At 69.7% G+C, this 14,402-nt stretch carries 12 protein-coding genes; 7 read left to right on the top strand and 5 right to left on the bottom strand.

Annotated features, from left to right (window positions below):
* Positions 1–388 precede the first annotated feature (388 nt).
* Complete coding sequence (locus AC3EGR_RS19365) at positions 389–2,578, top strand: FUSC family protein (protein ID WP_488548153.1); 2,190 nt, start codon at positions 389–391, stop codon at positions 2,576–2,578.
* A gap of 36 nt (positions 2,579–2,614) precedes the next feature.
* On the opposite strand, the gene AC3EGR_RS19370 is transcribed toward AC3EGR_RS19365, so the two are convergent.
* The 5 genes from AC3EGR_RS19370 to AC3EGR_RS19390 form a co-directional block, all read right to left on the bottom strand.
* Complete coding sequence (locus AC3EGR_RS19370) at positions 2,615–3,598, bottom strand: VTT domain-containing protein (protein ID WP_488548154.1); 984 nt, start codon at positions 3,596–3,598, stop codon at positions 2,615–2,617.
* A 143-nt stretch (positions 3,599–3,741) separates the two neighbouring features.
* The gene (locus tag AC3EGR_RS19375; protein WP_488548155.1) at positions 3,742–4,947 is read right to left on the bottom strand and encodes a hypothetical protein; all 1,206 of its coding nucleotides are present in this window, start codon (positions 4,945–4,947) and stop codon (positions 3,742–3,744) included.
* Positions 4,948–5,556 carry a hypothetical protein gene (locus tag AC3EGR_RS19380; protein ID WP_488548156.1) on the bottom strand — a complete coding sequence of 203 codons (609 nt, stop codon included), beginning with the start codon at positions 5,554–5,556 and terminating at the stop codon, positions 4,948–4,950.
* Positions 5,553–6,389 carry a serine hydrolase gene (locus AC3EGR_RS19385; RefSeq protein WP_488548157.1) on the bottom strand — a complete coding sequence of 279 codons (837 nt, stop codon included), beginning with the start codon at positions 6,387–6,389 and terminating at the stop codon, positions 5,553–5,555. The genes AC3EGR_RS19380 and AC3EGR_RS19385 overlap by 4 nt, the downstream gene beginning before the upstream one ends.
* A gap of 123 nt (positions 6,390–6,512) precedes the next feature.
* On the bottom strand, positions 6,513–6,797 hold the full coding sequence (locus tag AC3EGR_RS19390) for an HU family DNA-binding protein (protein WP_488548158.1): 285 nt from the start codon (positions 6,795–6,797) through the stop codon (positions 6,513–6,515).
* Between the two features lie 324 nt (positions 6,798–7,121).
* Between AC3EGR_RS19390 and AC3EGR_RS19395 the strand changes: the two genes are divergently transcribed.
* The 6 genes from AC3EGR_RS19395 (at position 7,122) to AC3EGR_RS19420 (ending at position 14,375) form a co-directional block, all read left to right on the top strand.
* On the top strand, positions 7,122–8,624 hold the full coding sequence (locus tag AC3EGR_RS19395; RefSeq protein ID WP_488548159.1) for an ATPase domain-containing protein: 1,503 nt from the start codon (positions 7,122–7,124) through the stop codon (positions 8,622–8,624).
* Positions 8,624–10,108 (top strand): response regulator, encoded by a 1,485-nt coding sequence (locus AC3EGR_RS19400; RefSeq protein WP_488548160.1) that lies wholly within the window; start codon positions 8,624–8,626, stop codon positions 10,106–10,108. Before AC3EGR_RS19395 ends, AC3EGR_RS19400 begins: the two co-directional genes overlap by 1 nt.
* Before the next feature lie 469 nt (positions 10,109–10,577).
* The gene (locus tag AC3EGR_RS19405) at positions 10,578–12,296 is read left to right on the top strand and encodes a multicopper oxidase family protein (RefSeq protein WP_488548161.1); all 1,719 of its coding nucleotides are present in this window, start codon (positions 10,578–10,580) and stop codon (positions 12,294–12,296) included.
* On the top strand, positions 12,280–12,963 hold the full coding sequence (locus AC3EGR_RS19410) for an SCO family protein (protein ID WP_488548162.1): 684 nt from the start codon (positions 12,280–12,282) through the stop codon (positions 12,961–12,963). Before AC3EGR_RS19405 ends, AC3EGR_RS19410 begins: the two co-directional genes overlap by 17 nt.
* A gap of 241 nt (positions 12,964–13,204) precedes the next feature.
* Positions 13,205–13,474, top strand: a complete 270-nt coding sequence (locus tag AC3EGR_RS19415; protein WP_488548163.1) for a hypothetical protein — start codon at positions 13,205–13,207, stop codon at positions 13,472–13,474.
* Positions 13,475–13,541: 67 nt separating this feature from the next.
* On the top strand, positions 13,542–14,375 hold the full coding sequence (locus AC3EGR_RS19420) for an isocitrate lyase/PEP mutase family protein (protein WP_488548164.1): 834 nt from the start codon (positions 13,542–13,544) through the stop codon (positions 14,373–14,375).
* The last annotated feature ends 27 nt before the right edge of the window (positions 14,376–14,402 follow it).

The raw sequence follows: 14,402 nt of genomic DNA on the forward strand, positions 1-14,402 counted from the left end.
CGCAGCCGCAGCCGCCGGCGCAGGTGCAGGCCGCGCCGGCTTGCTGTTCGCCCGATGCGCGGTGCTGGCAACCGCAGGCGCAAGCGCTGCCGGGGCACTGGATGCAAGAGCAGGAGGAAGTGTCGGAATGGTTCATGGAAATCTCCGGAATTGGGGGGTTGCGAACCGGTCGGTCCGTGCAATGAATTCTGCGCAGCGGCGCCCTTGCCGGCTTGAACGAAGCGGCTGACTTTTCACCAGGTCCCGCCAACACTGCCCGAGCACGCCCGCAAGGAGCCGATGGCCTGGCCCCGGCAACGATGGCGTGGTGGCCGCCGACCCGATGCATTCCAGCCCGGCTGCGGCGGCCGGATGCAACAATGCGCCCCACCTCAAGAATCCGCACGCGATGCGCAAGAACCCGGGTGTCCTGTTCCGCGACGTGCTCCGCTCGGCCCGGCGCATCGTCCTGAGTCCGTACGTCGCCAACGGCGCCGTCGCCGCGACCGGCCTGCTGTTCGTCACCGTCCTCGTCCAGCTGTTCCTCGGGCCGGCGGCAGCCGCTGCCGCGACGGTGGGCGCCATCGTCGTCACGCCGCCGGACCAGCCTGCGCCGCGGCGCGGCAAGTTCACGCACTTCCTGCCGGCCGTGCTTATCGGCACTCCGCTGTTCCTCGCCACCAGCGTGCTGCGGCAATCCCCCCTCGCGCTGATGCTGCTGCTGTCAGGCGCGACCTTCTTCGCCTTCCTCGGCGCCGCGTGGGGCCGGCGTGGCCTGCCGGTCTCGGTCTCGGTGATGTTCTCCATGGTGTTCGCCCTGGCAGCGCCGGCGCCCGCGGACTTCGACCAGGCGCTGCGCGAGACGCTGGTCTTCGCGCTGGGCGCCTGGTGCTACATCCTGTGGGGGACGGTGGCCAACTCGCTGCTGAATGAGCGCTATCGCGTGCTGGCGCTGTCGGACTCGCTGTTCGCCGTGGCCGACCTCATGCGCACCCAGGGCCTGCACTTCACGATGCCGCCGGACGCGCAGCGGCGCACGGCACTGGTGGGCCGCCTGATGAAGCAGCAGGCGGCCCTGGCCGACCAGCTGCAGGCCGCCCGCAACATCCTCCTCGAATCGCCGGTCACCGAGCGCCGGCTGCAGCTGGCGGGCATGTTGATGCAGGTGCTGGACATGCGCGACCACCTGGTCGCCTGCGCACTGGACCTCGATGCCCTGCGCGCGGCGCCCGGCCAGCAGCCCCTGCTGCAGGAGCTGGGGGTCGAACTCCAGGCGCTGGCGGGCGACCTCGAGCAGCTTGCCGAGTCCCTGATGCTGGGTCGCAAGCCGCAAGCACTCAGGCACCGGCGGCCGGCGCTGGCCGTCGCGGCGGCGCAAGCCCCTGCCCCCGCGGGCAAGGACATCCACGCGCCACCGCCGGAGCTGCTGGGCGGCGCGCTGGCGCGGCGCGTCGGCTATGTCCACGACGAGGTGGTGCGGCTGGTGACGCTCGCGCGCGGCGAGGCCACGCCGGACGTCGCCGTCGTGCGCACCGCCTGGGACCTGTTCGTGAGCCCGACGAAATGGACCTGGCGGCCCTTCCTGTCGCTGTGGCGCTGGGACGCACCGCCCCTGCGCCACGCCATCCGCGCGGCGCTGGCCATCGCGGCCGGCTACGCCGTCGGCTGGGCGCTGCCCTGGGGTTCGCACGAGTACTGGATCCTGCTGACGATCGTCGTCGTGCTGCGCGGCAGCCTGGCGCAGACCCTGGAGCGGCGCAACAGCCGCGTCGCCGGCACCCTGCTCGGGTGCGTGATCGCCGGCGCGCTGCTGAATGCGCAATTGCCGCCGCCGGTGCTGCTCCTGCTGGTGGCGTTCGCGCAAGGCGTCGCCCATGCCTTCGCGCTGCAACGCTACCTGGTGACCGCCGTCGCGGCCACCGTGCTCGCGCTCGTGCAGGCCCACCAGCTGGCACCGGAGATCTCGCCCGCGTTCGAGGTGGCCGAGCGCGTGCTGGACACGGTGATCGGCGTGTCCATCGCGTGGATCTTCAGCTACGTGCTGCCTTCCTGGGAACGCACCCAGGTCGGCGCCCTGGTGGCGCGCACCCTGCAGGCCCAGGAGAAGCACGCGCAGCTCGCGCTCGGCCTGGCGGCGCCGCAAGCGGCCGACAACCAGTCCGAACTGGCCTGGCGGCTGGCGCGCCGCGAGGCCTACGACAGCCTGTCGGCCCTGGTGCAGGCCGTGCAGCGCTCGCTGTCGGAGCCGCGCGCGGTGCGCCCGCCGCTGCAGGAGCTCGAGCGCCTGCTGGGACATGGCTACCAGTTGCTCGCCCAGCTCACGGCCATCAAGACCATGCTGCTGCAGCGGCGCGACCGGCTGGACTTCGCACGGCTGCAGCCGCCCCTGGAGCAGGCCAAGGCAGCGATCGCCCGCGCCCTCAGGCAAGGCGCAACGCAGCCAGCCGCCGACCCCGCCCGCGAGGAGCCCTCCTCCATGCTCGACCTGCCGGACGTGTCCGACCAGGACCTGACGCCCTGGGTACAGCGGCGGTTGCAGCTCGCCGTGGACATCGCCGGCGAGCTGCAGGCCGATGCGCGCAAGGCCGCCGTCGGCTGACGCACGGCGGCACTTCCCGGCGGCTGCCGTCCCCTGCTACTGGGCAACCCCGGCAACGGCGGCATCGCCATGCAGCTGCGACACGGAGGCCGAAGGCGGATCGAGCGGCAAGCCCGCCGCGCGCCAGGCTCCGAAGCCACCAGCGAGCACGCGCACCTGCAGACCGCGGCGGGCAAGTTCGAGCGCTGCGCGTGCGGCGGACACGTCGTCGGGGCAGTCGCAGTACGTCACCAGTTCGGAGTGCCCCTGCCGGGCCGCCAGCCCGTCGAAGGCTTCGCTCCCCGGAGGCGCGTGCAGGGAGCCCGGCAGCCGCGTGTGCGGAAGGAGGTCCGTCCCGCGCACGTCGACCAGGAGGATGGCCTCGCCACGCGCCATGCGTTCCGCCAGCTCCAGCGGGGCGATCCGCGGGGCGCGGCTGGCCGCCCGCGTGATCAGCACGCGGCGTGTGACCAGCCAGGCGATGTACAGCGCAAACAGCGTGACGAGGAAGGGCAGCGCCGCGACGCCGAGCCGCTGGACCCAGCCGACCCCCAGCAGGACCTCGCGGTAGAACAGGAGGCCGGCGGCGAGCCCGGTGCCGGTCCAGAGCACGGTGCCGATCAGATTCAGCATGGTGAACTGGCCCGAGCGCATGCCCAGCGCTCCCGCCAGCGGCGGCGCGAGCCCCGCGACCCCGGGGATGAACTTCGCCAGCAGCACCGCGGTGTCGCCGCGCTCGGCAAAGCTGATTTCGCTGCGGCGGATGCAAGTGCCCGGGGACATGGAGATGCGGCACATGAGGCCGAGCATGGCGCGCCCGTAGCGGCGGCCGGCGAGGAACCAGGCGGTGTCCGCCACCATGGACGCGAAAGTGGCCGCGGCCAGCGCGCCCACGGCCAGCACGCCGTCGCGTGCGCTCTGCGCCCCGACGAGCAGCAGGAAGGGGAAGGCCGGGATCGGCACGCCCATGCGCTTGAGGAACAGCGCCAGCGACACGGCAAGAACGCCGTGCGTCTGGAGGAGCGTGGACCAGTCCCACATGGAAGGGATTGTCCGCCGGCGCAAAGCGGGTGGAATCGCCGCGGGGCAATTCACGCACCGGTCGCAAGCCCTTGCGTCAGCCCATCCGCGGCCCCCCGCCCCTGCGCGTGCGTTGAAGCGCCGCGCAGCGTTTCAGGCGCGGCCTACTGCCGCTCCCACTCGCCCAGGTGCCCGATGAGGTCATCGATCGGGATCACCTCGCGGCGGTTGTCCTCGCGCTGGAACACGATGGCCGACCAGCCGCTCATGCCGACCGGGCGCAGGCGCTGGCCGTTCATGCGCAGGCGCTGCCCCGAGATGGCGCGGATCACCACGCGCTCGTAGCGCGAGCGGCCCAGCTGCGCGGGCGGCGCCACCTCGTCCCAGGCACAGAGCTTGCCCACGTCCTCGTATTCTTCCGGGCGGTCCTCCAGTTCGAGCAGCGACGGACTCTGTCCGCGCATGACGGAGGCGATGAGGCGCGACGTGAACGGGTCGGACAGCTCGCGGATCGAGCGCCAGAAGTGGCGCACGGTGTGCCCGGCGATGCCGCGCAGGCTCAGCTCGCCGTGCCCTTCGGTCTGCCACATGTCGCGATCGATGTCGCAGGCGAAGGGGTTCTTCGGATAGCAGTCGAAGCGCGCGAGCCACCCCTTGCGCGAGGTGTGGGGCATGGGATGGAAGCCGCTGATGACGGGGATGCCATGGGCGGCGAGCTCGGCTGGCTCGTAGCTCGGCCAGGCCATGACTTCGCGCACCACGGCCACGATCAAGGTCGCGGCCGCGATCATGAGCGAGGGGCTGGGCGTGAAGTCGGAGGTGATCTCGATGCGGTCGGTGCGCGGCCGCACGCCGACCCCGGTGGAACGCCGGTTCGTCGCCAGCAGCATCACCGGCGCGGGCAGGATGTACGAGAGCAGCTTGGCCAGCTTCCCGATGCTGCGTCCGTTCGCCGGCTCCCCCGCCGGCAGCTCGAAGGACACGTTGTAGTGCGCACTGAAGCCGACCAGCCGCGTCGCGTGTCCGTTGCGCGCGTCCCAGGCGTCGAGTTCGTTGCGGATGAAGTGAAGCGCTTCCCACAGCGAGCGGCCCGCGCGCGCCGCACAGCCAGGCTCGATCTCCACCACTGGTGTGGCCACCTCGATGACGCCGGTGTCGAAGTAGACGGCCCCGCCGGTCGGCAGGTGGTAGGAGGTGCCCTGGCGATGCATCAGCTCTCCGCGGATGAAATCGCGCGGGCTGCCGAACAGGTCCTCCGGCCGCGTGGGCTCGTCGTCGAGCACGAGGGAGCACTCTGCCTCCAGCCCCATGGCGGCCAGGCGCAGGCGCCCGGGGGCGGACGGTCGTTCCAGCTTCTTGCGGTCCGCCATTCAGCCTGCTTCCCTCGCGTTGCTGCCGTCCTGCTCGCCCACCGGGTCGAGCACGGTGTAGCCGATGTCGATGTGCAGGTGGTCGTCCGCCTCGCCGTCGCCCGGCCCGAAGGGCCGCACCCAGGCGCCGGGGATGACGCGGCGGGCGATGGCCGCGTATTTCTCGATCTCTTCCCGGGTGTCGAGATAGGTGTCGCCGATGCGGTAGATGTTGGCGGCCGTGCCCCAGCAGTGGCGCGAGGCATGGCGCGTCAGGGCGTGCCCCGGCGAACGGTAGCCGCCGTTGGCGGCGACGTGCACGAGGGTGCCGACCTCGAGCCGGAACAGCTCCAGCCCCGCCGCCAGCAGCACCAACGCGCAGGGCACGTAGCGCGGGAAGGCGCGGGCAAGCGCGGCCTCGCGCACGTCCACGCCAATGAGTTCCCACAGGGAGAAATGCGGCGTCAGGAGCGTCTCGCGCGCCTGGTTCCAGGAGTCGACCCGCAGGAACGCGGAGGGCAGCACGCGCGCCGCGCCCGAGCGATCCCGCAGCGTCTCCCCCGGTCGCAGCACCTGCCGCACCTCGCGCGGCAGCGCCTCGGGCAGGACGACGGGCAGAGGCATGCTCATCGCTTCCCCCCTGTCATGTACTCGTACACGGCGCGCGAGATGCGCGCGATCGTTTCCTGCCGGCCGCCGGCATCCGGCGCCCACTCGGTGAGGATGACCACCACGTACGCGTCGCGGCCGTCGAGATACACGATGCCCGCATCGTGGGCGACGGTGGATATCTCCCCGGTCTTGTGGGCGACGCGCGCGTCCTCGGGCAGGCCGGCGGGAATGCCGCTGCGAAAGCGCTGCTGGTGCAGGATGTCCAGCATGGCCTTCGACGCCTCGGGCGAGATGGCCTTGCCCTCTTCGATCAGGCGCATCGCATCGCACAGGCCCGCGGCCGTCACGCGATTGTTCAGGCCCGCCTCCCACGCCGCCTCGTCCTCCACGCCGCGCTGCAGGTCGATGCCGCCCAGGTGCAGGCGCGCCAGCGAAGACCGCACTGCCTCCACGCCGACCAGATCGAGCAGCACGTTGGTGGCCAGGTTGCTGCTGGTCACGATCATGTGCTCGGCCAGCTCATGGACCGTGAGCATGCGTCCGAGGGCCGCGTGCACCTGCGCGTTCGCCTCGCGCTCCTGCGCCACGCGATACGGCTTGCCGTCGACGACGCTGAGGAAGCGGTTGCGCACGTGCACGCGCGAGTACGGCTCGAGACGCCCCTGCGCGATGGCCTCGTACACGCCGAGCAGCACCGGCACCTTGATGGTGCTGGCGGCGTGGAACCAGCGGGCGGGATTGAGCGACCACGTCGTGTGGTGCTCGAAGTCGTAGGCCGCCACGGCAACGGCGGAGGCCCCGGCTTCTTCGCCAATCCTGAGGACGGTTTCGCGCAGCGATGCGTCGGTCATGCGGGCCCATGGTGCGGCAAGACCCGCACGCGCCGCGTCGGACTAGGGCCAAAGTGGCGGCAAGACCGCGGACGCGCCCGGTTCGCTCGAGCTTCCGGCGGCTGCGCGGCGCGGGCTAGGGGATCACTTGCTCCTGGAGTTCACCGCCGCCTTGAGGGCCGAGCCGGGCACGAACCTGACGGTCGTGGACGCGGCGATGGTGATCGCCTCGCCGGTCTGCGGATTGCGGCCGGACCGTTCCGCGCGGTCCGCGATCTTGAAGCTGCCGAAGCCGGGGATCACCACCTCCCCGCCCTTGGCGAGTTCCTCCGAAACGATCCTGATGAAGGCGTCGAGGCTTCTCGAGGCGGCGGATTGGGACTGGTCGGTGGCAGCCGCGAGGGACTGCATGAGCTCGGTCTTGTTCATCTGTGGTCGTGGGTATCGGAAAGGCCCCGAGTGTAGGCGGCGCAAATCGGCGCTGGGTCCCGGCGGGTGCCGCACGACGACGGACGCGGGCGCCGGGCTTTTCGTAGGAACCGGCTGACGCGAGCGCACGATTGCATCCGACGCATGGGGCCTGCGAGGGACAGGGCGAATCTTCACCGGCCCGCATTCCATGTCAAAGCTCTCCTACTCCGGGCTCAGCCATTGGCGGGCGAACCCGCCGCAGCCACCCTCCCTACGATTCCGTCTCGCGCAGCATGCCGGTCCGGGTGCGGCATTTCAGTCCCGCGTTTGGAGAGATGGAGCATGAGCCAGACAACGCACTCGTCCAATGAACTCCTGTCGACCGGCATTCCCGGCCTCGACGTCGTCCTGGGTGGGGGCCTCAGCCCGAACCGCATCTATCTCATCGAAGGCGAGCCCGGCACGGGCAAGACGACCACCGGGCTGCATTTCCTGCGCGAGGGCGTTGCCCGCGGCGAGACGGTGGTCTACATCACGCTGGCCGAATCCGGCGAGGAGTTGCGCGCGGTTGCCGAGTCCCACGGCTGGACGCTCGAAGGCATCCAGCTGCACGAGGTCCTTCCCACCGAGGACCTGCTCAGGGACGACCAGCAGTACACGATGTTCCATCCGTCCGAGGTGGAGATGGCCAACACCATCCACCTCATTCTCTCCGCCATCGACGTGAACAAGCCCACGCGGGTCGTGCTCGATTCGCTGTCCGAGCTGCAGCTGCTGGCCGACTCCGCGCTGCGCTACCGCCGCCAGGTGCTGGCGCTCAAGCAGTTCTTCGCCAAGCGCAATTGCACCGTGATGCTGCTGGACGACCGCACGGCTGCGTCGGCCGATCTCCAGGTGCGCAGCATCGCCCATGCGGTGATCCAGTTCGACCTGGCGGTCAAGGACTACGGCGCGGAGCGTCGCCGCGTGCGCGTCATCAAGTACCGGGGCCGCAATGCCATCGGGGGCATGCACGACTACAACATCACCCACGGCGGCATCGTCGTGCACCCCCGCCTGGTCGCCGCCGCGTCGCGCGAGCTCCGGCCGTCCGACCAGCTCACGAGCGGTCTCGAGCCGCTGGACACCCTCCTGGGCGGCGGCCTCGAACAGGGCTCCAGCACGCTGATCGTCGGCCCGCCGGGCACCGGCAAGTCCTCCCTGGCCGCCCAGTTCGTCTCGGCCGTGAACAAGGCGGGCGGCAAGGCCGCGATGTTCCTGTTCGAGGAGTCCAAGAGCAACCTGCTCAATCGCGCGGACGGCCTGAACATGGACCTGCGGGGCGCCATGGCCGCGGGCAGGCTCACCATCCAGCAGGTCGATCCCGCGGAGCTGTCGCCCGGCCAGTTCGCCGCCGCGGTGATCCACGCGGTGCACGACGGCGCCAGCATCGTGGTGATCGACAGCCTCAACGGCTACCTGAACGCGGTGCCCGACGAGCGCTTCCTCACCACCCACATGCACGAGTTGCTGACCTACCTGGGCCAGCGCGGGGTCGTCACCATCCTGGTGGGCATCCAGCAAGGCATGCTGGGCGGCGCCATGTCCAGCGCCATGGATGCCAGCTACCTGGCCGACAACGTGCTCATGCTGCGCTACTACGAGGACGACGGCGAAGTCAGGCAGGCCGTGTCCGTCTTCAAGAAGCGCGGCAGCATCCACGAACGCACCATCCGCCGGTTCACCATGTCCAAGGCGGGCATCGAGGTCGGCGAGGTGCTGCGCGGCTACCGCGGCATCCTGACCGGGGTGCCGGTGCCGAGGGCCACGCCCGCGAACCAGGACGAGCCGCAGAAGGTCCGGTAGTGGAACACCGCATCCTGATCTATCCGGCGGTGGCGCAGGACGGGCTCCTCGCCAGCAAGGTCCTGGCCTCCGTCGGGTTCGAGTCGCTGGTCTGCAGCGGCAGCGAGGCGGTGCTGTCGGCCCTCGCCGAAGGCGCGGGCGCCTTGCTCGTGGTGGAAGAAGTCATCGCCGGCTCCGCGATCCAGCCGCTCAAGCGCTTCGTCGATGCGCAGCCCGGTTGGTCGGATCTCCCCATCCTGGTGCTGACCCGGCGCGGCGCCGACTCGGTGGAGGCGCAACGCGCCGTGGAGCACCTGGGCAACGTGACGCTGCTGGAGCGGCCGGTGCGCACCATCGCCCTGGTCAGTGCCGTGCATTCGGCGCTGCGGGCCCGCGACCGGCAATACCAGGTGCGCCTGGCGGACCAGCGCAAGGACGAATTCCTGGCGACGCTGGCGCACGAACTGCGCAACCCGCTGGCGCCCATCCGCACCTCGATGTCGATCCTCCGCCGCCGGCAGCCGTCGGACGAGGTCCTGAAACTGACCGACATCGTGGACCGCCAGGTCGTCCATCTCACGCGGCTGGTGGACGACCTGCTCGACGTGGCGCGCATCACCACCGGCAAGGTGGCCCTGAACCCGACGCACACCAGCTTGTCCGCGGTCATCACCCATGCGCTGGAAATCGCGGCGTCCTCGGTGCAGGAGAAGGCGCACGAGCTCCAGGTGGTGCAGCCGCCCCAGGACTTCGCGCTGGACGCGGACCACGCGCGGATCGTCCAGAGCGTGGCGAACCTGCTGGTCAACGCCGCCAAGTACACGGCGCCGCACGGGCACATCTGGCTGACCGCCTCGGTCGAAGGCGGCGTGGTGACCTTCCGCGTGCGCGACGACGGCCGCGGGCTGGCGCCGGAATCGCTGACGCGCATCTTCGAACTGTTTGCCCAGGCCAAGTCTCCCGACGAGCCGCTCAGCGGGCTGGGCATCGGGCTGAACCTGGCGCGCAAGTTCGCCGAGATGCACGGCGGCTCCATCACTGCAACCAGCAAGGGCCTGGGCCAGGGCAGCGAGTTCATCCTGACGCTGCCGGTGGTGGTGGGTGTGGAACAGCCGGAGACCGGCAGCGGCTCGCAAGCCGCCCTCGACGGCGCCGCCGGCCGCCGGGTGCTGGTCGTCGACGACAACCGGGACGCCGCCGACACGCTGGAGGCGTTTCTCACGATGGAAGGCTTCAGCGTCGCCGTGGCTTACGACGGCGCCGCGGCGCTGGAGAAGGTGCACACGCACGCGCCCGATGTGGTGCTGATGGACATCGGCATGCCGCGCATGGACGGCTACGAAGCGGCACGCCAGGTGCGTGCGGCGGGACGGCCGGTGCGCCTGATCGCCCTGACGGGCTGGGGCCAGGCCCTCGACAAGGTCAAGGCGCAGCAGGCGGGCTTCGACCACCACTTCGTCAAACCGGTCGACCTGGCGACGATCATCGGCGTGCTGCGCGCGTAGGGCCTCGCGTGAACATGCGGTCCGGCGCAGCGCTGCAATAAAAAGAACTTGCAATCACCAACAAGTGATACGAAACTGATTCTCAATCTGAGAACAACCAGCATCCAGTGCAAGCAGTTCGAGGAAGTGGTAAGCGTCGCCGGGAGTGCCGCCATGACGAACAAGACCGCTGACCTCGACGACGAGCCTGGCGCCTGCTCGCCCTCCCTCCCGTGCTCTTCCGAACTCGCGCGCGCGAGTCCTGCCTAGCCTCGACCTTCCACCTCGGGCCCGGCCCGGGACCGTTGACGGTCCAGCCTTCCGCATCCGTACCGCCAGATCGGCGCCGGTCGTGGCCGCAAGGTCGTGACCTGAGCTAGTCGCGCTCCATCCGTTCTGCATGCAGGGTCGTTGCACGACGACCCGTGGCGTGCCTGCGCGAGCGGCAATCGCTTTTTTTTCCACGTGACTGCTTCCTGAAGGAGTTGCCATGCAATCTGTCGACAGAGACGCGACCGGCGCCGCGGAACCATCGAGTCCGACGCGCCGATCGCTGATGAAGGCTGCCGGGACCGCCGCTGCGGCCACCCTGGGCGTGACGCGCAACGCAGGCGCGCAGCTTGCCGCCGTAAAAAGTCCGTACACGACGCCCTGGGCGCAGCCGCTGCCGGTGCAGATGCCATTGAAACCGGCCTCCAGCCTGACCCCGGAAGCGGTACGCGACATCAGGAAGGACGACCGGGAGGAATGCGGACGCGCCACGCATCCGGCGTTCGACGACTTCGCCCCCAAGGACTTCTACGAGATCGACGTGTCCAGGGGCTGGCACGAGTTCCATCCTGAACTGCCCCGCCAGGAGGTGTATGCCTACAACGGCCAGATCCCGGGACCGCTGTTCCACGCGCGCTACGGCACGCCAGTTCTCGTGCGACTGCGCAACAACCTGCCCAGGCTCAAACGCGGCTACGGCTCGCCCGAGGTGTCGATGCACCTGCACAACATGCATACGCCTTCCGAAAGCGACGGCTTTCCGGTGGACTGGTGGAGCGCCTATGCCGTCGGCGGCTCGCTGACCCGCCCCGGCCGCTACAAGGACCATCACTACCCGATGGTCTATGCCGGGCTCGACAAGTACTCGCCCAACGGCGATCCCCGCGAGGCACTCGGGACGCTCTGGTACCACGACCACCGCGAGGACTTCACGGCCGGAAACGTCTATGGCGGCATGGCGGGGTTCTTCCTGGCCTTCGACGACATCGACTCCGGCGACGAGAACGACAAGAACGAGGAGGCCTTGAGGCTGCCCAGCGGCGAGTTCGACGTGCCGCTGATGATCGGCGACAAGCAATTCGACAGCAGCGGCTATCTGGTGTTCAACCAGTTCGACAACGACGGGTTCATCGGCGACAAGTTCCTCGTCAACGGCAAGATCCAGCCCTACTTCCATGTCGCGCCCCGGAAGTACCGCTTCCGGCTCCTGGTCGCGTCGACGTCGCGCGTCTTCGACCTGCAGCTGCGCTACCAGGACAAGGTCCAGACCCTGACCCAGATCTCCGCCGACGGGAACGTGTTCGCCGAGCCGATCCTGCGACCCAACGTGCAACTCGGTGCCGCCGAACGCGCCGACATCGTGGTCGACTTCTCGAAGTTTCCGGCCGGCGCGGAGCTGTTCCTCACCAATCGCCTGGCGCACCTGGACGGCCGCAAGCCGGAGCGGGAGTTCCTGGCGACGCCCGTGCAGCTGCTCAAGTTCATCGTGGACAAGCCGCTCCGGTACGCGGACAACAGCCGCGTGCGCGACTGGCTGCGCAAGCAGCCGGAGATCGACCTGTCCGAGGTGAAGAAGACGCGCACCTTCTCGTTTGCCCGGGACGGGGGCGCATGGACGGTCAACGGCAAGCTGTTCGAGAACAAGCGGGAGGTCGTGGTCAAGAAAGGCAGCGCGGAGATCTGGAACCTGCGCAACGAGAGCGGCGGATGGGCGCACCCGGTCCACATCCATTTCGAGGAGGGGCGCATCCTCAAGCGCAATGGCGCCACCCCGCCGCCCTGGGAGCGCGGCCGCAAGGACGTGTACTTCCTGGGCCCGAACGAGAACGTCAGCGTGTTCCTGCGCTTCCGCGATTTCACGGGCTGCTATGTCATGCACTGCCACAACACCATCCACGAAGACCACGGAATGATGATTCGCTATGACATCGACGAATGACACCCGGACCGTGGCCGCCGATCCACGGAACGTGCAGGCGCGCCGCGCCTGGATCTTCGGCCCCGCGGCGGCAGCCGTGGGTGTCGCCGCTGCCGCGTTCGCGACGCGCGAGCGACTCTCCCCCGCCGAGCCCGGGGCTGCGGCCTACGGCATCCCCGATGTATCGCTGCTCACGCACGAAGGGAAGCCGGTCCGGTTCTACACCGACCTGGTGCGCGGGCGCATCGTGTTCATCAACATGATGTATGCCCAGTGCACCAACCGGTGCCCGCCGATGACCCAGAACCTCAAGCAGCTGCACGCCCTGCTCGGAGACCGTCCCGGGCGCGACGTCTTCCTGTACTCCATCAGCCTGCAGCCGGAGTTCGACCGGCCGCAGGACCTGCGGGCGTACATGCGCCAACAAGGAGCCGACCTGCCTGGCTGGACCTTCCTGACCGGGGCCAGGGCGGAGGTGGAGAAGCTGCGCTGGGCCCTGGGCTTCTACGACCGGGATCCGGCCGTGGACAGCGACATCACGCAGCACACCGGGCTGGTGCGCATCGGAAACGCCGCCCTGGACCGTTGGAGCATGTCGCCGGCGCTGCTCAGGCCGGAGCGGCTGCTGGACAGGCTGCGCGGCATCGATCCGGAATCGCGCGAGGCGCTCCCGACGCCGGTCGGCTAGGCCACGGCGGAAGGCAGCGCGCCGTCGCTGCGTCCATTGCCTCGGGAGCCTTGCCGTTCCTGCGCTGCACCGGGAAGAAGCGGCAAGGTGCCAACCCGTCCCCCCGCGCGTCAACAGGTAACAAGACGTTCTCGTGGCGGGGCGGCGGCGGAGCAACACTGGCGGCCCGGCAAACCGTCGAACGCTGGCCGCATCTGTCGAGCTTCGTTAAAGTGGGAGCTCCTGCCCTATCGCTCCCAACATGGACTTCTTCAATTCACTCCCGCTGGACCTGAAGATGCTCGTTGTCGGCATTGCGGGTTGCGTGCTGCTGGCGCTTTTCAGCGGCAACAGCAAGTCCGAGAAACGCTACCTGCTGGTGCTGGCGCTGCTGGCCGCCGCGGGTGTGTACCGGTTCAACCGCACCGTGGGCGCGGACCAGGCCGAACTCAGGGCCGCTGCAAGCCCCGTGACGCCGATCGTGAAAGTGCAGACCAAGCACGTGCCCCTGGTCTCCACCTCGGCCAAGTAGCGGGACCACCCGCCCGCCCCGGGCGGCGGGACGGCCGCCCGGCCGTCCTTCTCCTGTCGGAGTTCCCATGTCCGCATCCCACGACGCCAGCGCCCGACGGCGGACCTTCCGCCAGCTGCACGCTTCGGGCTGCTTCGTGATCCCCAATCCCTGGGATCCGGGCAGCGCCCTTTACCTGGAACGACTGGGTTTCCAGGCCCTGGCCACCACCAGTTCGGGGGCCGCGTGGCGCCAGGGCAAGGCGGACGGCCTGATGACGCTCGAAGAAGTGCTGCTGCACCTGCGCGAGATGGTCGCGGCCACGCAGTTGCCGGTGAACGCGGATTTCGAAGCCGGCTTCGCGGACGACGCCGCCGGCGTCGCACGCAACGTTGCGCTGGCGGTCGCGACCGGCGTGGCGGGGCTGTCCATCGAGGATTCGACCGGCAATCCCGATGCGCCCCTGCGCGACATCCCGCAGGCCGCGGAGCGCATGCGCGCAGCACGGCACGCCATCGACGCAGCGGGCGGCGACACCCTGCTGGTGGGCCGCGCCGAGAACTTCTTCGCGGGGCGGCCGGACCTGGAGGACACCATCCGGCGCCTGCGGGCCTACGCCGAAGCAGGCGCCGATTGCCTCTATGCGCCGGGCATCCGCACCCGTGCGCAGATCGAGGCCGTGGTGGCCGCGGTGGCGCCCAAGCCGGTGAACCTGCTGGTGGGCGCGGCATCGGAATTCACCCTGCAGGACATCGCGGCGATGGGCGTGCGTCGGGTCAGCGTGGGAGGTGCGCTGGCGCGCACGGCGTGGGGCGCTTTCATGGCCGCCGCGCAGCAGATCGCGTCGGGGGGACGCTTCGACGGTTTCGCCCATGCCGCCTCCGGCGCAGAGCTCAACGCGCTGTTCCGGACCCAGCCGTGACGCCCCTGCCGGGCCGGCCTCGGTCCC

This window comes from Ramlibacter sp. G4-7 (assembly GCF_057784995.1).

What these genes read in the sequence shown, in the direction of transcription:
- AC3EGR_RS19365 (WP_488548153.1), top strand. Translation starts at nt 389, where the DNA reads ATGCGCAAGAACCCGGGTGTCCTGTTCCGCGACGTGCTCCGCTCGGCC.
- AC3EGR_RS19370 (WP_488548154.1), bottom strand. Translation starts at nt 3,598, where the DNA reads ATGTGGGACTGGTCCACGCTCCTCCAGACGCACGGCGTTCTTGCCGTG.
- AC3EGR_RS19375 (WP_488548155.1), bottom strand. Translation starts at nt 4,947, where the DNA reads ATGGCGGACCGCAAGAAGCTGGAACGACCGTCCGCCCCCGGGCGCCTG.
- AC3EGR_RS19380 (WP_488548156.1), bottom strand. Translation starts at nt 5,556, where the DNA reads ATGAGCATGCCTCTGCCCGTCGTCCTGCCCGAGGCGCTGCCGCGCGAG.
- AC3EGR_RS19385 (WP_488548157.1), bottom strand. Translation starts at nt 6,389, where the DNA reads ATGACCGACGCATCGCTGCGCGAAACCGTCCTCAGGATTGGCGAAGAA.
- AC3EGR_RS19390 (WP_488548158.1), bottom strand. Translation starts at nt 6,797, where the DNA reads ATGAACAAGACCGAGCTCATGCAGTCCCTCGCGGCTGCCACCGACCAG.
- AC3EGR_RS19395 (WP_488548159.1), top strand. Translation starts at nt 7,122, where the DNA reads ATGAGCCAGACAACGCACTCGTCCAATGAACTCCTGTCGACCGGCATT.
- AC3EGR_RS19405 (WP_488548161.1), top strand. Translation starts at nt 10,578, where the DNA reads ATGCAATCTGTCGACAGAGACGCGACCGGCGCCGCGGAACCATCGAGT.
- AC3EGR_RS19410 (WP_488548162.1), top strand. Translation starts at nt 12,280, where the DNA reads ATGACATCGACGAATGACACCCGGACCGTGGCCGCCGATCCACGGAAC.
- AC3EGR_RS19415 (WP_488548163.1), top strand. Translation starts at nt 13,205, where the DNA reads ATGGACTTCTTCAATTCACTCCCGCTGGACCTGAAGATGCTCGTTGTC.
- AC3EGR_RS19420 (WP_488548164.1), top strand. Translation starts at nt 13,542, where the DNA reads ATGTCCGCATCCCACGACGCCAGCGCCCGACGGCGGACCTTCCGCCAG.